General features: G+C 61.8%; 17 protein-coding genes. 10 read left to right on the top strand and 7 right to left on the bottom strand.

Translation table 11 applies throughout. The features are described from left to right. Nucleotides 1-323, bottom strand: a 323-nt coding sequence (locus LQT98_RS02985) for a response regulator (RefSeq protein ID WP_231461066.1), incomplete at its 3' end; no start/stop codon positions are given. A 288-nt stretch (nucleotides 324-611) separates the two neighbouring features. Between LQT98_RS02985 and LQT98_RS02980 the strand changes: the two genes are divergently transcribed. From LQT98_RS02980 to LQT98_RS02965, 4 genes are all read left to right on the top strand, one after another. Then, nucleotides 612-2,672: a carbon starvation CstA family protein gene (locus LQT98_RS02980; protein ID WP_231461065.1), complete on the top strand. Its 2,061-nt coding sequence runs from the start codon at nucleotides 612-614 to the stop codon at nucleotides 2,670-2,672. Further along, on the top strand, nucleotides 2,672-2,860 hold the full coding sequence (locus tag LQT98_RS02975; protein ID WP_231461064.1) for a YbdD/YjiX family protein: 189 nt from the start codon (nucleotides 2,672-2,674) through the stop codon (nucleotides 2,858-2,860). The genes LQT98_RS02980 and LQT98_RS02975 overlap by 1 nt, the downstream gene beginning before the upstream one ends. A 231-nt stretch (nucleotides 2,861-3,091) precedes the next feature. Beyond that, nucleotides 3,092-4,228, top strand: a complete 1,137-nt coding sequence (locus LQT98_RS02970; protein WP_231461063.1) for a hypothetical protein — start codon at nucleotides 3,092-3,094, stop codon at nucleotides 4,226-4,228. Nucleotides 4,229-4,410: 182 nt separating this feature from the next. Beyond that, nucleotides 4,411-4,806, top strand: a complete 396-nt coding sequence (locus tag LQT98_RS02965) for a DUF2628 domain-containing protein (RefSeq protein WP_231461062.1) — start codon at nucleotides 4,411-4,413, stop codon at nucleotides 4,804-4,806. Nucleotides 4,807-4,877: 71 nt separating this feature from the next. Here the strand turns inward: LQT98_RS02965 and LQT98_RS02960 are convergent, their stop codons facing one another. Next, on the bottom strand, nucleotides 4,878-5,903 hold the full coding sequence (locus LQT98_RS02960) for a YeiH family protein (RefSeq protein ID WP_231461061.1): 1,026 nt from the start codon (nucleotides 5,901-5,903) through the stop codon (nucleotides 4,878-4,880). Nucleotides 5,904-6,019: 116 nt separating this feature from the next. Between LQT98_RS02960 and LQT98_RS02955 the strand changes: the two genes are divergently transcribed. Beyond that, nucleotides 6,020-6,904 (top strand): LysR family transcriptional regulator, encoded by an 885-nt coding sequence (locus LQT98_RS02955; protein ID WP_231461060.1) that lies wholly within the window; start codon nucleotides 6,020-6,022, stop codon nucleotides 6,902-6,904. A gap of 79 nt (nucleotides 6,905-6,983) precedes the next feature. On the opposite strand, the gene LQT98_RS02950 is transcribed toward LQT98_RS02955, so the two are convergent. Then, nucleotides 6,984-9,053 (bottom strand): flavin monoamine oxidase family protein, encoded by a 2,070-nt coding sequence (locus LQT98_RS02950; protein ID WP_048409368.1) that lies wholly within the window; start codon nucleotides 9,051-9,053, stop codon nucleotides 6,984-6,986. 652 nt (nucleotides 9,054-9,705) lie between these two features. Between LQT98_RS02950 and LQT98_RS02945 the strand changes: the two genes are divergently transcribed. The 3 genes from LQT98_RS02945 to LQT98_RS02935 all read left to right on the top strand — a co-directional run bounded on the left by LQT98_RS02945 (nucleotide 9,706) and on the right by LQT98_RS02935 (nucleotide 11,892). Then, on the top strand, nucleotides 9,706-10,284 hold the full coding sequence (locus LQT98_RS02945; protein ID WP_197081427.1) for a glycoside hydrolase family 108 protein: 579 nt from the start codon (nucleotides 9,706-9,708) through the stop codon (nucleotides 10,282-10,284). After that, nucleotides 10,269-10,748 (top strand): hypothetical protein, encoded by a 480-nt coding sequence (locus LQT98_RS02940; protein ID WP_048409369.1) that lies wholly within the window; start codon nucleotides 10,269-10,271, stop codon nucleotides 10,746-10,748. The genes LQT98_RS02945 and LQT98_RS02940 overlap by 16 nt, the downstream gene beginning before the upstream one ends. 634 nt (nucleotides 10,749-11,382) lie before the next feature. Then, a complete protein-coding gene (locus tag LQT98_RS02935; RefSeq protein WP_197081428.1) occupies nucleotides 11,383-11,892 on the top strand; it encodes a helix-turn-helix domain-containing protein in 510 nt (169 codons plus the stop codon). Nucleotides 11,893-12,043: 151 nt separating this feature from the next. Here the strand turns inward: LQT98_RS02935 and LQT98_RS02930 are convergent, their stop codons facing one another. From LQT98_RS02930 to LQT98_RS02915, 4 genes are read right to left on the bottom strand one after another with little or no spacing between them, the layout of a single operon-like run. Further along, entirely contained in the window at nucleotides 12,044-13,672 is a 1,629-nt protein-coding gene (locus tag LQT98_RS02930; RefSeq protein WP_231461059.1) for a cation/acetate symporter, read from the bottom strand. Further along, a complete protein-coding gene (locus tag LQT98_RS02925; protein WP_231461058.1) occupies nucleotides 13,669-13,977 on the bottom strand; it encodes a DUF485 domain-containing protein in 309 nt (102 codons plus the stop codon). The genes LQT98_RS02930 and LQT98_RS02925 overlap by 4 nt, the downstream gene beginning before the upstream one ends. A gap of 54 nt (nucleotides 13,978-14,031) precedes the next feature. Then, nucleotides 14,032-15,699, bottom strand: a complete 1,668-nt coding sequence (gene paaN / locus LQT98_RS02920) for a phenylacetic acid degradation protein PaaN (protein WP_231461057.1) — start codon at nucleotides 15,697-15,699, stop codon at nucleotides 14,032-14,034. Between the two features lie 43 nt (nucleotides 15,700-15,742). Beyond that, nucleotides 15,743-15,880, bottom strand: coding sequence for a hypothetical protein (locus LQT98_RS02915; RefSeq protein ID WP_231461056.1), 138 nt, complete (start codon nucleotides 15,878-15,880; stop codon nucleotides 15,743-15,745). Here LQT98_RS02915 and paaG point away from each other — a divergent pair. Next, complete coding sequence (gene paaG / locus LQT98_RS02910) at nucleotides 15,879-16,703, top strand: 2-(1,2-epoxy-1,2-dihydrophenyl)acetyl-CoA isomerase PaaG (RefSeq protein WP_331282522.1); 825 nt, start codon at nucleotides 15,879-15,881, stop codon at nucleotides 16,701-16,703. The genes LQT98_RS02915 and paaG overlap by 2 nt on opposite strands. A 1-nt stretch (nucleotide 16,704) precedes the next feature. Then, on the top strand, nucleotides 16,705-16,865 hold a 161-nt coding region (locus tag LQT98_RS24155), incomplete at its 3' end, for a 3-hydroxyacyl-CoA dehydrogenase NAD-binding domain-containing protein (RefSeq protein ID WP_407928926.1).

Below are 16,865 nucleotides of genomic sequence, written 5' to 3'. Positions count from 1 at the left end.
CGGCGCAGCAGCGCGCGCACCCGCGCCAGCAGGCGGCGCGGCTCCACCGGCTTGGCCAGATAATCGTCGGCGCCCAGCTCCAGGCCCAGGATCTCGTCCACGTCTTCGTCGCGCGCGGTCATCATCAACACCCGGCCGTTATAGCGCGGGCGGATCTCGCGGCAGACGTCGAAGCCTTCCTTGCCCGGCAGCATGATGTCCAGAATCACCAAGTCCGGCTTCTCTTCCAGAATGATGGCCGGCGCCGTGTCGCCGCGGCCGTGCTGGGTGATGCGATAGCCGTGCTTGGTCAGGTAGGCGCCTATCAATTCGGCTAGTCTCACATCGTCTTCGACAATGAGAATATGAGGGGTATCGCTGGGCATGTCTTCGAAAGGGTTTGGCCTTGAGTCCTAAAATAGTAGCACGCGGCCATCCGGCGCGACTTTAGTGTTATCGTGACCGCCATTTGTCATAATCAATTTTGAGGGTTTTTGAAATCATTGCCCATGGCTTGATCTTCCGGCGCTATCTATCCAGAATCGATCAGGCAAAAAAATCCGCGCGCGCAGGCCTTGGCCGGCGGGACGCGGGGAATTAAAAACGGGATAAAGAGAACAGGAACTTGGCATATGCAACAGATTAAAGAATGGGCCGCCTGGCTGGTCGTCGCGCTGGCGGGGGCGGCGGCCTTCGCCGTCGTGGCGCTGAACCGGGGCGAACCGGTCAACGCGGTGTGGCTGATCGTGGCGGCGGTGTCGGTCTACGCCATCGCCTATCGTTTCTATGGCCGCTTCATCGCCAACAAAGTGCTGGAGCTGGACGCGCGCCGATTGACGCCGGCGGAAAAGTACAATGACGGCCTGGATTATGTGCCCACCAATAAATGGGTGTTGTTCGGCCACCACTTCGCCGCCATCGCCGGCGCCGGCCCGTTGGTGGGCCCGGTGCTGGCCGCGCAGATGGGTTATCTGCCGGGTACGCTGTGGATCTTGGTCGGCGTGATGCTGGCCGGCGCGGTGCAGGACTTCCTGATCCTGTTCCTGTCGGTGCGCCGCGACGGCAAATCGCTGGGCGAGATCATTCGCACCGAACTGGGCGCCATCCCAGGCGTCATCGCCTCCATCGGCATCCTGATGATCATGGTGATCCTGCTGGCGGTGCTGGCGCTGGTGGTGGTCAAGGCGCTGACCGGCAGCCCGTGGGGCACTTTCACCATCGCCGCCACGATACCGATCGCGTTGTTCATGGGCATCTATACTCGCTTCATCCGTCCGGGCAAGATCGGTGAAATCTCGGTCATCGGCTTCATTCTGCTGATGCTGGCCATCGTCTACGGCGGCGACATCGCCAAGAGCGAAACCCTGGCGCCGCTGTTCACCCTGAGCGGCACCACGCTGGCCTGGACCTTGATCGGCTACGGTTTCATCGCCTCGGTGCTGCCGGTGTGGCTGCTGCTGGCTCCGCGCGACTATCTGTCCACCTTCCTGAAAATCGGCACCATCGTCGGCCTGGCCATCGGCATCGTGATCGTGGCGCCGAATCTGCACATGCCGGCGGTGACCAAGTTCGTCGACGGTAGCGGCCCTGTGTTCGCCGGCAATCTGTTCCCCTTCCTGTTCATCACCATCGCCTGCGGCGCGGTGTCCGGTTTTCATGCGCTGGTGTCTTCCGGCACAACGCCCAAGATGCTGGAAAACGAAACCCATGCCCGCGTGATCGGCTACGGCTCCATGTTGGTGGAAAGCTTCGTCGCCATCATGGCGCTGATCGCCGCCTGCGTGCTGGACCCGGGCGTCTACTTCGCGATGAACAGCCCGGCGGCGGTGATAGGCAAGACCGCGGAAGAAGCCGCCCAGGTGATTTCCAGCTGGGGTTTCGTCATCACGCCGGACATGCTGACCCAAATGGCCAAGGATGTGGGCGAGAGCACCATCCTGTCGCGCGCCGGCGGCGCGCCGACGCTGGCGGTGGGCATGGCCCACATCCTGTCCAATGTGATCGGCGGGCCGGGGATGATGGCCTTCTGGTATCACTTCGCCATCCTGTTCGAAGCCTTGTTCATCCTGACCACCATCGACGCCGGCACCCGCGTGCTGCGCTTCATGATCCAGGACCTGCTGGGCCTGGTGGTCAAACCGATGGCCAATACCGAATCCTGGACCGCCAACCTGGTGGCCACCGGGCTGGCGGTGGCCGGCTGGGGCTATTTCCTGTACCAGGGCGTGGTGGATCCGCTGGGCGGCATCAACACCTTGTGGCCGCTGTTCGGCATCGCCAACCAGATGCTGGCCGGCATCGCGCTGATCCTGGCCACGGCGGTACTGATCAAGATGCAGAAGACCCGCTACATCTGGGTCACCGCCGTGCCCACGCTGTGGTTGCTGGTGGTGACGCTGACCGCAGGCTGGCAGAAGCTGTTCCATGCCAGCCCCAAGATCAGCTTCCTGGCTCACGCCGACAAATTCTCCGCTGCCGCCGCCAAGGGCGAGGTGTTGGCGCCGGCCAAGAATATGGCGCAAATGCAGCAGATCATCTTCAATGATTATGTGGACGCCACTTTGACGGCGCTGTTCATGGCGGTGGTGATCGCCATGCTGGTGTTCTCCGTCAATGTGATCCGCAAATCGCTGGCGGTGAAATGGGCCACCGCCAAAGAGGTGCCGGCGGTATTCCGCCAGGAGGGCGCGTGATGGGAAAACTATGGATGCAATGGGCGAAAACCGCCCGGCTGATGGTGGGGGTCAAGGATTACGACGCCTATGTCGCCAGCCGCCGCCGTTTCGATCCCAAGGCGGAAGTGATGAGCCGCGAGGCCTTCTTCCGTCGCTGCCAGGATGAGCGCTATGGCGGCAAGAGCATGAAAAAGTGTCCGTGCTGAGCGCTGGCGCTTAGTCATGGTCGAACGCCCGGCTTGGCCGGGCGTTTTTCATTGCCTGCGCCGTGTGTCGGCGGTTTCGCGGCCAGTGGCAGCTGGCAATAAAACACCATTGGCATTTTGTTTTCATTGATCAATCCTGAATGTCTTGGAATTTAGGTGTTTTTGCGACCCTGGGTTATGCTGGACGCCTTTTCCACTTCCCCGGCTGCGCATGCGCAATGCGCGCCGTTAATGGACGATATGAGCGACTCCACGTTTGCAAGCCCGATTCTTGACCGTCTGCTGGCCGGCGGCGTGATTGACAAGGCGATCTACGATGCGGCGCGCGACAAGCTGCGCGAGCAGGGCGCGGAGCCCTTCTCCACCTTGGGCGGAGGCCTGGACTGGTTGGAAGAAGAGGAAGTGCTGAGCTTTGAGCAAATGATTGAAATCGAAGCCAAGGCGGATGCGGACGAAGGTTTTGCGTCCAATGCGGTGCGCAGGCAGGCGGTGGATGAATACAACCAGGATCTGGAGCTGGAATTGGCGCTGCTCCAGCGACAAAAGGCGACGACATGGCGTGGAAAGCTGGCTTGGGGCTTGGGGAGCGCGGCCCTGCTCGGCGCGGCCGGCTGGTATTTCCTGACCCCGCCGCTGGTGCCGAGATGCGAAGCGTCCGTGGTGAAGAAAAGCATACGGGCCTCTTTGATGTCCGAGAAGTTGCACCAGATATCGTCAAAGCTCAGCGCGAGTGCGCCGGAAACCTTCAATCTGCGGAATCTCAAGTTGGAGCAGGTCAAGGAGCTGGGATACATCAAGATGGAGCGCACCCGTGGCTGCGTGGCGGTTCTGGTGGCGGATGAGCAGCAGCGCGCGCCCATCGCCTACGAGGTACAGGGAAAAGACGACGCTATCCATGTAAAGGGAAGCGATGAACGTGTGCTGCGCACACGTTATGCTCAGCTGGACGCGGATGGTATGTTGCCGGAGTTGGGCAAGCCTTTGGGCCGGTTGGGCGTGAGGCAGGCGCTGCAACAAGGCGTGCTCGATTTTCGCAAGCTGGGTGGGCCAGGTATCGCCCCTTTGACCCGTGCGCTGGGGGCGTTGGGGAAGCCGGAATTTGCGCTCGGTGAAGTAGTGCCCTTGAGCGACTGCGTGCAAGGCGCAGGCGGCGTTTGGAACTGCAAGTTGATGGTCCAGTATCGCGACCCATTCATGACAATGATCGGCAAGAAGGGCCGTCTGTTATTGGAGGGCGAGTTCAGCTTTGTCCGGGACGGCAAAGGTTGGCGCCCGGCGGACAACTTCAAGAGGCAGTTCACGATGGCCTTGGTGGAAAGCCAGCAGAAGGTTATGCAGGGGCAGTCACGCGAGCAGGCATGGGAGTGATAGGGAGTGCGTTGGAAGAAGGCTGAACATGAGGCATGGTCGCAATGTAAGCCACTATCACCGCCCGAGCGCAAGCCGGGCGGTGTTGTTTTGGATCGGGACGGGTTCCGACCGCGATTGCATTGTCCTATTTTTGTGTGTGTTGCAAAATAATGTCATTATTGACCTCATTTTGAAAAACCATGTCAGAACCTTCCGTCCGCGCCGCTTACAGCGATAAATGGCAGCTGCGATTTGCCTTTTTCGATCAGCATGGCGCGCCGAACAGCGCCAGTTACAAGGTGGCCTTCAAGGCCTTGTCGTCTGGCGACCGCCTTAAGGTGCAGATGAATTTCATCGCTTTTTTCTTCTGGCCAATCTATTACCTGGTGCTGGGCTTGTGGAAGAGCATGCTGTCCTTGTTGGGCGTGGCGCTGCTGATCAATCTGGTCCTCGTGATGCTGGATGCGCCTGAGTCGATTAGCCGGGGGCTTGGTTTCGGCTTCAGCGCTCTGGCTGGCATGTCGGCGAACTACCTGTACTATCAACAGGAGATCAAGGGATATAAGGGGTGGAACCCTTTCCGCGGCTTGTTCTAAGCCATGATGGCGGCTCAGTGAAAAAAACCGCCCGGCGGAAGCCGGGCGGTTTTGTTTTTGCGTGAGCGCGTTTAGTGCAGCAGATGGCTGACGCCGAAGTTGATCAGGCCGCCGCCGACGATCAGCCAGCCGAACAGGATGGACGCCAGCAACATCGGTTTGGCGCCGGCCTGACGGATGGCGGAGAAGTGGGTGGTGATGCCCAGCGCGCCCATCGCGGCGGCCAGCAGCAGGTTGTCCAGCGACACGATGGCGCTGACCCACGCGGCCGGCAGCAGATTGAAGGAGTTGAAGGCGGCAACGGCCAGGAAGGCGACGGCGAACCAGGGGATGGCGATGCGGCCCTTCTGCTGGTGGCTGCCGTGCGGCTTGGCGGCCAGCCAGCTGGACAGCGCGATCAGGAACGGCGCCAGCATCATCACCCGTATCATCTTGGTGATCACCGCGGTGGTCATCGCCGCCTCGCTGACCGATTTGCCGGCGGCAACCGCCTGCGCCACTTCATGGATGGTGGAGCCGGCGAACACGCCGTAGTGGAATTCCGAAATGCCCAGGTGGCTGAATAATTGATACAGCGCCGGCCACAGGAACATGGCCACGGTGCCGAACACCACCACGGTGGCGACGGCCACCGCCACTTTTTCCGCATGCGCCTTGATCACCGGCTCGGTGGCGAGAATCGCGGCCGCGCCGCAGATGGAGCTGCCGGCGCCGATCAGGATCACGCTCTGCTCATCCATGCCCAGGTATTTGCGGCCGATGCGGAAGGCCAGCAGAAAGGTGGAGCACAGCACCAGGGTGTCGATCAACACGCCGGCGAAGCCGACGGCGGCGATGTCCTGAAAGGTCAGCTTGAAGCCGAACAGGATGATGCCCAGGCGCAACAGCTTCTGTTTGGAGAACTGGATGCCGTGATGGCTGGTCTGGGCAACGAAACGGTAAACGCTGTTGCCGATCAGCATGCCGCCGATGATGGCGATGGTCAGCGCGGAGAAACCCAGGTGTTTCATCGCCGGCAGTTCCGCGGCGTACAAGGCCGCGATGGCGAGCGCAATGGCCAACGCCAGGCCCGGCAAGATTTGGCGAAGGTTTGTCATAAATAAATGCCTGTTTGGTCTATGGCGGATGAGGCTAACGATACCCGTCTAGTTTTCAGTAGAGAAACGGATAAAATGGATATATATCAGTAGCAAAATCGATATAAGGAGAGGGCATGGCCTTGAAGCTGACCCTGCGCGAGCTGGAGGTCTTCGTCGCGGTGGCCGAATATGGCACCGTGACCCAGGCGGCCCAGCAGGTGGCGCTGACCCAGTCCGCCGCCAGCCAGGCGCTGGACAAGCTGGAAACCGGTCTCGATGTGCGCCTGTTCGACCGCATCGGCAAACGCCTGAGTCTGAACGAGCATGGTCGGCTGCTGTGGCCCAAGGCGCGGGCGATGCTGGACGCGGCCCAGGATATGCAGAGCCTGTTCAACGCCGGCGCGATGTCCTTGAAGATAGGCGCCAGCAGCACGGTGGCCAATTATCTGCTGCCGCAGCAGCTGGCGGCCTTCCGCGCCGCTTGGCCGTTGGCGCGGCTGGAACTGGACGTGGCCAATACCCGCGACATCGTCGACGCGGTGGCGGCGTTGCGGGTGGACTTCGGTTTCATCGAAGGGCCTTGCCATCACCCGGAACTGATCGCCCAACCCTGGCGTCAGGACGAGCTGGTGGTGTTCGCCGCCGCCGATCACCCGCTGGCGCGGGGCGAGGCTGCGCGCCAGGATTTGGCGCAAGCCGAGTGGATTCTGCGCGAAGCCGGCTCCGGCACGCGCGAGGAGGTGGACCGCCTGCTACTGCCGCATCTGGCCATGCTCAATGTCAGCATGGAGCTGGGTCACTCGGAAGCGATCAAGCACGCGGTGGCGGCAGGCCTCGGCGTCAGTTGCCTGTCGCGGCGAGTGGTGGCCGACCTGCTGCAGTCCGGCGCGGTGGCGGAAGTGCGCGCCGGCTTGCCGACGCTTACGCGCACGCTGTATCAGGTGCAACACCGCGACAAGACGCTGACCCGCGGCATGGCGGCGTTCCAGAACATGACGATGGCGGCGCTGCTGGCATGAGCGCGTAAAGAGAAGCGCCGCCGGCCAAGGCCGACGGCGCGGGGAGCGAACCCGAAAGCCGGGCCGCGCTCTATTGGACTTACGCGCGTGATTGCGTGATCGGGTCCAGGGTGGTGAACAGCTTCTGCGCCTCTGCGTTCAAGGCTTCTACGCCTGTGCCGCCGCGGCCATTGGCGGCCACCACCACGCCGGACACCGCGTTGACCGCGCTCATGAACGCGCCTTCCAGCCAGCCGCCCAAGTGGCTGTAGCTGTCGGAGGCGAGGAAGAAGCGGGTTGGCAGCGTCTCATCCAGCGCATGGGTGTGGAAGCGGAAGCAGAAATTGCTGTGCTGGTGATCACCGGGCATGTCGATCTTGAAGCCGCCGGCGCTGCCGTGCGTGCTCCAGTCGAAGGACAGGCGGTTGGCCGGTTCCACTTTCTGCAAGATCTCATAGAACCACCAGGGCTGATAGCTGTTACTCCCTGCGGCTTTGACATTGTGATCGGCGCGGCTGATCAAGCGCTGGAACATTGGCTTGCCGTCATCGGCTTCGCCCGCGGCCGGGTTCAACGGCCATTCGCCAAAGTCGCGCTGCTGGCGAGTGGTGTCGTCATCCCAGGTATAACTCGCCAGGAAGCTGGAGTATTTATCCTCCATGCCAGCGATAGGGCTGGGCACGATGTAGCTGGCGGCCAAGCCGCCATCGGAGATCACGGCCTTGATCGGCTCATCATTAAAGGTGGGCAGGTCGCTTTCGTACTTATTATCGAAGGTGCCGAATACCTTGGCCGAGCGCGTCATGCGCAGCATGCTGACTGCGCTGATGGCGCGAGCGTTGAAGGCTGTTTCCTTGTTGTCCAACAGCAAGGGTGGCAATACATTTCTCAGAAGTTGGGTGCCCAAGCCCAGCGCATGATCGCCGACACGGCGAACACTATAAGATGGAGCGACGCCGGCGCGGTTGATCAGCGGTAGCAATTGCTCATGCGGCAACGCCAGGATCACATAGTCAAATTGCTCGGTGCTTATCTTGGTCTCGTTTTCTGGGTAATAGGCAATGACTGCTGAATAATCGTCCAGCAGCTGATTCAGCACATCACAGACGCGCGCTTGCTTCAGGGTCAAGCGCGTGCCCAGCGTGTCCTTCGCCTTGTGATAGAGGCCGGCGAGGAACTGGACATTCTCCGTCACCGGCAGGGTGTACTCATTGGAGTAGTCCCACAGGATCAAGCGCATCATTTCGACGATGGACTGAGAGAACAGCGATTTGAAACCGCCGGTGCCAAAGCCGAAGCGGCCGAACAACTCGAAGTAATAGTTGATACGCTCGCGCTCAGTGTTCAAGCCAGGCAAGTCGGGCAGCTCGGCGATATGGCTGGCGAGGATGGCGCGCACCGCCGCGCCCAGCGTCATGCCGTCATTGTCGATGGCGAATTGTTTCCAGTCTTGATCGATCCCGGCCAAGGTTTCAGTGCTGGTGTCTTTCGCTTTCAGCAGCGGGATGACGTCCAGCGGCGCGCGTTCACCGATCCACAATAAGGGTTCGACACCATTGCCTAATAGATAGCGAATCACCAGATCCTTGACCTGCCTGGTCGGAGCGTCTGGATTGGCCCAAGTTTCGCCCTTGTAACGCTCGACCTGATCACCGAATACGAATTCGGTGGCCACCTTGCCTGGATTGGGGAAGACCTTGACCTTGCCGTCGGAACCGAACACATCCTGCGCGTACTGCCAGGTCAGGCCGGCGATTTCCGGGAAGCGCATCGCGCCGATTTCGTAAACGGTCTGGTCCTCGCCCTGCTCGCTCTTGGCCCGCGCGGCGAAGACGCGGCCGGCGCGCAGGCCCTCGATGTCGATATCGCGAGGATTCTGATGATGGACCACATGCTTGGCATCCGGCTCGAACACGGTGACGGAATGATTGCCTTCCAGCTTCGACAGCTCGTACAAGGCGGCAATGCCGGCCGCGCCCATGCCGACAATGGCGATCTTTAGGTTTTGGTTAAGTGGCAAGGTGCCGATGGCCTGTTGCCCTTCCACTATCCTCGGATACGCGATTTGCGCGGAATCGGGGTGGCGGTAATGCAGGCCGCTGTCGATCAAGTCGCCGATGGTGTCGGCCTGATCGGTGGAGGCCAGGTCGCGGATAACGGTAATCGCCATGAATAATTCCTGATTGAAGGTGGAAAACACGGCCGGTTGTCTTAGAACCTGTTCAAAGTCTGCTGCGCTTCGGCGATACGGCGTTGAAACCAAGCTCAAAATGCTCATGTACCACTTGTACATTCCGCTTTTTCGCTCGTTTTCGCCTTGTCTCGCCCTTGCTCGCGAGACTTTGAACAGGCTCTTAGGCGAGCCGGCCGTACTGCTGCGGTCAACGCGTGTGCGACGGGCTTGAGCGTCTGCTTCAGTAAACCCGCGCTGCTGCGATGGCCATGCTGGTTTGGTCGGAGCTTGGACGCGGCGGGCAATTGCCGTGCCTTTTCCTGATGGGGTCTTGCTCCGACTTAACCGTGTTCAAGGCATTGAATGCCTGCTCACGATGTATTCCGGGCTGTCTGTGAAACCAGTCTTTTTTCGATTCTCATTCAATAAAGCAGAGCGGTATTTGTCGTGGGTTGGTGTTTGCCGAGTTATTGATTGCCGTTTCTCAAATCAATATCTGACTGACGGAAATATGAATCCATATGCCCTGGCCTGCTCATCGCTTTGAATGGCGGAAATTGTTTAGATTTGCGTCGCTGCCGACAAGGGAAAGTCCAATTTTGGATTTTGGCTTGTCAGCTTTGGGGCGCGCGCAGAGCATAGCGCTGCCATGCCGGTTTTATTGGCGGGCTTTGAGATTTCTTTGATGATTTATGTCGCCGGGTTTTTGAAGGGAGTCGTGGATATGTATTTTGAGCAGGCGCTGGAAAGGGTATTGAAACATGAGGGCGGGTATAGCCATCATCCGCAAGATCCGGGGGGAGAAACCCGCTGGGGAATTAGCGCTGCGGTGGCGCGGCGCCATGGTTATCGTGGTGCAATGCAGGATCTGGAGCTGGAATTGGCCAAGCGGATTTACAGGCAGGACTACTGGCAGCCGCTGGCCTGTGCCGAACTGCCGCCAGGTCTGGCTTTCCAATTGTTCGACGCTGGTGTCAATCATGGTCCGGGGACGGCGATGCGTGTGCTGCAACAATGCGCGGGCGTAGCCGTGGATGGCTTATGGGGGCCGCTAACCCGCGCGGCGGTATTGGCAGAGCCGGCGTTTGAGCTGATGATCATGATGAATGTGGCGCGAATGGAGCGCTATATTGCGCTGCCCGGTTTTGTGCATTTTGGCCGCGGTTGGATAGCGAGACTGGTGCAGAATATGCGTTACGCGCGGGAGGATGCATGCTTGAATTATTAAGCACCGTGGCTCCGTGGATCGCTACCGCATTAAGCGGTCCCTTGCGACAATTGGCAATGGACGCCGCGAGCGATGCCTTGGGTTTGACGGAAAAAACCGATAAAGCCCTGAACAAGGCCTGCGCCAATTTGAATGCCGAGCAGATTCAATCAATGCGGCGTGCCGATCAGGAGTTCGCATTGAAATTGAAACAGCTGGGCTTTGAAAATCACCAGCAATTAATCGGCAGCTTGCTGAGCGACAGAGAGGCAGCCCGTAAGCGTGAGATTTCAATACGAGATAAAACGCCGCGTAATCTGGCTTATATCTTGATCGGTGGGTCCATGGCGATAGGTGGTTTGCTGTTGTTTGGGGAGTTGAAATTGGATAGCACCTTGGCTGGGGTGGTGTTGGGCTATTTATTCAACGAATCCGGGGCGGCATCGGCCTATTATTTTGGCGAGCGCCGGCAGACGCGTGAATAGCGGGAAGCGATCTAAATACACCGAGTGAGGCGCTGTGTGGGATTGAGTATGTATCTTTAGTGCCTGCTCCATGTCTCGTTCTTGATCGCGGGGTCGTGAGCAGGCGTCTTGGGCACGGGTTTGGCGGCGCGGGAAGCGGGTCTCTGTCGTGCGGCAGGGACCGTCCACCGCGAAGCGGCTAAGAACCTGTTCAAAGTCTGCTGCGCTTTGTGAGGCGTAGCACGGTGAGTACGAGCTCAAAATGCTCATGTACCACGAGTACATTCGGCTTTTTCGCTCGTTTTCGCCTTGTCTCGCTCTTGCTCGCGAGACTTTGAACAGGCTCCCAGAGGTGGCAAGCAGTATTTTGCTGTCTATATTTAATTTATGAAGTAAATTGCGAAAATCCGGACCTTGACCAGTGAGGGAACGGTTGAGGGGCGCGAGCCTTGAAATAACACGCATTCATGGGCTTGCGCCATGGTTTGGGGGAGTGAAGAAAATGAGCTTGCTAGTTGCAGGCAGCAAGGCCTTGCTGCCTGGCTGTTGGAGAAAGCCGCCAGTAGAGGCTACCCAGTATCTATTGGCCCAAGTAAAAAAAAACGGGAAAGCCAAAACGGCTAAGCCAGGAGACAAAATCATCCATGTGGATTATGTGAAATTGATTGCGGTGGAGCGTGGCGCCTGGGAAACCTGTTTGGGCGAGTCGATGATAGAGTCGCATGTTCCCGGCGGCAGAATCATCGGCCTGGACAATTACTTTGCGACCAGCCCCATGCCGGTCACGGTATGGCATAAGGCCTTGGTGCCTTCGCTGTACTACGAATGCAGCCAGCAGCAATTGGCGAGTTTTCGCGCCGATGCCGATTTCCTGCGCGCAGGGGCGGAGTACCTGACCTGGGTTTATCAATGCGCGATCAGCGCGCGGCATATGCTGACGTCCAATAATGCCTACGGCAAGGTCCGCTTCGCCATCGAATGGCTGTCCTCGGCGGCGGATGCGTATCGGCAAAGCTATACCCTGGTGTCCTTCATCTGCAGCCGCACCAATCTGTCGCGCTCACGAGTGCTGGATATCCTGAAGGAGTTGAAGCAGGGCGGCTATATCGAGGTCGATAACGGCTATTTCGTCCGGCTGTGCCGGGACTTGCCGGATGGTTATTAGTGTTGCCACGGAAGCGGCTCAAAGCCGCGCGGGCAAGCGGGGCAAGGCGAAAACCGCCGAGCAGGCGCAAGTGCGAGGAGGTCATGAGCGTTTCGCCGCCTGACTCGGCGCATGCTTGCGCCCAGCGCTGCGGATATCGCGCCGGCTCCGCTCAGCGCCGGCCATCGCCGGCCCCCAGGCCGGTCAGCGCGCGGATGTATTGCGCCGGGAAGCGGCTGCGTTCCAGCCTTCCCCGAGCGCTACGGTCGCAGACCGAAAACAGCCAGGCGCAGGCGAAAGCCGCGCTCATTGAAAACAAGGCCGGATTGGCGTAGGGGAAGACCGGCCGTGGATGGCCGAGAATATCCACCCATACCGCCGGTCCCAGCGCCAGCAGCGCGATGGCGGTCACCAGACCGGCCAGGCTGCCGGCCACAGCGCCGAGGGTGGTGAGCCGGGACCAGAACATCGCCAGGAACAGCACCGGGAAATTCACCGAAGCGGCAATCGCCAGCACCAGGCCGGACAGGAAAGCGATGTTCTGGCGTTCGAACAGCAGGCCGAGCAGGATGGCCAGCACGCCTATCACCAGCGTCGCCAGCCGCGACACCCGCATTTCCTCGGCGCTGTCCGCCTTGCCCCGGCGCAGCGTGACGGCGTAAAGATCGTGCGACACCGCCGATGCGGCGGACAGCGCCAAGCCGGCGACCACGGCGAGAATGGTGGCGAAGGCCACCGCCGAGACCAGGCCGAGGAATAGATTTCCGCCCACGGCCTGGGCCAGGTGTATCGCCACCATATTGGCGCCGCCGGCGATGCCGCCGTCGCTGTTGCGGTAGCCGGCGTCGCCGCCGACGATGACGATGGCGCCGAAGCCCACCAGGATCAGCAGCAGGTAGAAATAGCCGATGAAGCCGGTGGCGTAGAACACCGATTGACGGGCGGCGCGGGCATCGGCCACGGTGAAGAAGCGCATCAGCACATGGGGCAGGCCGGCGGTGCCGAACATCATGCCCAGGCCCAGCGAGAGCGCGTCCACCGGATTGGACACCAGGCCGCCGGGCGCGAGGATGGCCGCGCCGCGCATCTGCGCCGCCGCCGCGAACATCGCCTCGCTGCTGTAGCCGAAACGGCGCCAGACCATGAAGGCCATGAAGCTGGTGGCGGACAGCAGCAGCACCGCCTTGACGATCTGCACCCAGGTGGTGGCCAGCATGCCGCCGAACATCACGTACAAGACCATCAGCACGCCGACGATGACCACGGCGCTCAGATAGCTGGCGCCGAACAGCAGTTCTATCAGCTTGCCGGCGCCCACCATTTGCGCCACCAGGTAGAGCAGCGCCACCGTCAGCGTGCCGCAGGCGGCGCTGATGCGCACCGGGGTCTGGCTCAGGCGGTAGGACACCACGTCGGCGAAGGTGAAGCGGCCCAGATTGCGCAGCCGCTCGGCGATCAGGAACATGATGATGGGCCAGCCGGCCAGCACGCCCAAAGCATAGATCAGGCCATCGTAGCCCTTGCTGAACATCATCGCCGAGATGCCGAGGAAGGACGCGGCGGAGATCATGTCGCCGGCGATGGCCAGGCCGTTTTGCAGCGGGCTGACGCCGCCGCCTGCGGTGTAGAAGTCGGCGGCGGAGCGAGTGCGGCGCGCGGCCCAGGCGGTGATGGCCAGGGTCAGCGCCACGAACAGCAGGAACATCAGGATGGCGTTCCAGTTCAATGGCCGTTGCGCGCCGTTGTCCGCCAGGACGGGGGCGGCCAGCGCCAAGAGCGCGATGGCGCAGCGCGCCCTCATGGCCGGCACTCCCGCAGCAGCTGCGCGTTCAGCGGATCCAGGTGTTTGTTCGCCTGGCGCACGTAAACGCCGGTCAGCGCCAGCGCGGCCAGGATGATGGCCACGCCCACCGGCATGCCCCAGGGCGTGGCGCCGGCGCCCATCGGCCGGGCCAGCCACTGCGGCGTGAACGCCAGCGCCAGGATGAAGCCGTAATACAGCGCCAGCATGACGGCGCTCAGCCCCCAGCCCAGCCGCGCCTTGCGCCGGGCCAGTTGTTGAAAGGCGGGATGGTTCAGAATCGCTTGCTGCTGTTGCGGCGTCATGGCGCGGCTCCTTGCGATGGCGGGCGGAGCCCCGGCGGTGGCCGGGGCCGGGCCTCAGGCGAAACGGCGGGTCTGCGTCACGCGGAAGCGGTTGGCGACAAAGGCGCTGTCGCTCAGGCTGGCGTTGGCCGCCGGATTGCCGCCACTGCCGTGGAAGTCGCTGAAGGCGGCGGACTGATTGACCATCACCGTGCCGGTGAAATTGAGCGCCAGGGACACATAGGCGTGTTCCGCCACGTTTTGCGCCAGCTGTTGCAGCTGCGGATCGGTGCTGTACACCGACAAGGTCAGCGCGCCATGGCGGCGCACCGTGTCTTCCACCTGGCGCAGCGCGGCGGCGCTGTCCGGCGCCTGGATCAGAAAGCCGATAGGGCCGAAGTGCTCCTGCTGGTAAATGGTGCGGTCTTCCAGTGTCAGCTGGCGCAGCAAGGGCGTGCGCACTTCCGCTTCCGGATAAGCCGGGTGAATCAGGCGCCGGCTGTCCAGCATCGGTTGGCCCAGCTGCTGCGCCGCCTCCAGCCTGTGCAGCACATCCGGGTTCTGGATCGCGCCCAGCAGCTCCACCGCCTTGGCCGGCTCGGCGCACAACGCTTCCAGCGCCGCGCACAGTCCGGCCGCCGTTTGCTGATAGGACAGCATGCCGTCCGGGGTGCGGATGCCGTTGGCGGGTATGAAGATGTTTTGCGGCGCGGTGCACATCTGGCCGCTGTACAAGGCCAGCGATAGCGCGATATTGCGGCACAGGCCGGGGAAATCATCGGTGGAATCCAGCACGATGCAATTGACGCCGGCCTTTTCGGCATAGACCTGGGCATGGCGGCAATGGCTCTCCAGCCACTCGCCGTGCGCGCTGCTGCCGGTGAAATCTATCAGTTTCACCTCCTGCCGTTCCGCCAGTTGCCGGGCCAGCGGCTCGCCGTGCTGGTTCGCCGCCAGCAACACCGTGTTGGGGTCGAAGCCGGCTTCGGCCAGCACTTCGCGGGCGATGCGCACCGTCAAGGCCAGCGGCAGCACCGCGCCCGGATGCGGTTTGACGATGATGCTGTTGCCGGTGGCCAGGCTGGCGAACAAGCCTGGATAGCCATTCCAGGTGGGGAAGGTGCTGCAGCCAATCACCAGTCCGATGCCGCGCGGGGTGATTTTCCAACTTTTCTCCAGCACCAACGGTTCATGCTTGCCCTGCGGCTTGCTCCAGCGGCAGTGCGCCGGAATGGCCGACATCTCGCTCCAGGCGTAGGCCACCGCCTCCAGCGCCCGGTCCTGCGCGTGCGGACCGCCAGCCTGGAACGCCATCATGAAGGCCTGGCCGGTGGTGTGCATCACCGCATGGGCGATTTCAAAGCTGCGCCGGTTCAGGCGCTGGATGATTTCCAGGCAGACACCCACCCAGGCATGGGGGCCGGCTTGGCGCCACGATTGCAGTGCCGCGGCGGAGGCGTTCAGCAAGGCATCGGCGTCGTGACGCGGGTAGCGGATGCGCAGCGCGCCGCGATAGGGCGAGCGCTCGCTGCCCACCCAGCCCTGGCTGGGCGGCAGGCCATCCAACTGGAAATCTTGTTGCAATAAAGCCTCAAACGCGGTCAGCCCATCGGCCGGCGCGCTTTCGCCATAGCTCTTGGGACTGGGCATTTCCGGATGCGGCGACCAGTACTGGCGCTCGCGCAAGGCCTGCAGGGCCAGATCCAGGGTGGCTTGATGTTGCAGGAACAGAGGGTGGGACATGGGCGTTCTCCTCGAGCGGAGGGGTGAGGGGAGCCGGCCTGTTTCATGCCGCAGCGGCGGGCCGGACCATGGCAGCGACGGTGTTGGTCGCGCTGTCGTTGATGCAGGTCAGCTTATAATTGATTTTCCGGTCGGTCAATGATAGCGTTTGCCACAGTAGCGGTTTGGCCTGCATCACCATGGCCGCATCCCAAAAAGGGGCAAGCATGCAGACAGCGGAAACAAGCATCGAATTGAAACAGGAAGTCGGCGTGGCAACCTTGACGTTGAACCGGCCGGAGCGTCTGAACAGCTTCAATCCCGCCATGCATCGGGCGCTGGCGGCGGAACTGGACCGCCTGCGCGACGATGCTGAGGTCCGGGTGCTGGTGTTGACCGGCACCGGCCGCGCGTTCTGCGCCGGCCAGGACCTGAGCGACCGGGCGGTGACGCCCGGCCAGCAGGCGGCGGACCTGGGTGAATCGATTGAGCGTTATTACGCGCCGCTGGTGCGGCGGCTGCGCGACATGCCCAAGCCGGTGATCGCCGCGGTCAACGGCGTGGCGGCCGGCGCCGGCGCGAACATCGCCTTGGCTTGCGATCTGGTGATCGCCGCACGCTCGGCGCGCTTCGTGCAGGCCTTCAGCAAGATAGGCCTGCTACCGGACTCTGGCGGCAGCTACTGGCTGCCGCGCTTGTTGGGGCAGGCGCGCGCCTTGGGGCTGGCGCTGCTGGCCGAACCCCTGTCGGCCGAACAGGCGGCGCAATGGGGGCTGATCTGGCGCTGCGTCGACGATGCGGTGTTCCCGGCCGAGGTCCAGCGATTGGCCGCGGAGCTGGCCGCCGGGCCGACGCTGGCCTATGCGCGCATCAAGCAGGCCTTGCAGGCGGCGGAGCGCAACAGCCTGGAACAGCAACTGCTGCTGGAGCGCGACTTGCAGCGTGAACTGGGCTGCAGCGCCGATTACCGCGAAGGTGTCGCCGCCTTCCTCGCCAAGCGCCAGCCGCAATTTCAGGGGCAATGACATGAGGCTGACACGAGACAGTCGCGTGGCGGTGATGGGCGCCGGCGCGATGGGGCGCGGCATCGCCGCGGTGGCGGCGGCGGCAGGGCATCAAGTGTATCTCTACGATCAGGACGCGGCGGCGGCCGCCGCCGCGCCGGATGCGATCGCCGCCGACTGGGC

Origin of the sequence: Chromobacterium aquaticum (assembly GCF_021129195.1) — a bacterium.
Taxonomy (GTDB): Bacteria; Pseudomonadota; Gammaproteobacteria; order Burkholderiales; family Chromobacteriaceae; genus Chromobacterium; species Chromobacterium aquaticum.
The sequence above is the reverse complement of the archived record's forward strand: the minus strand, read 5'-3'. Positions and strand labels throughout refer to the sequence as shown.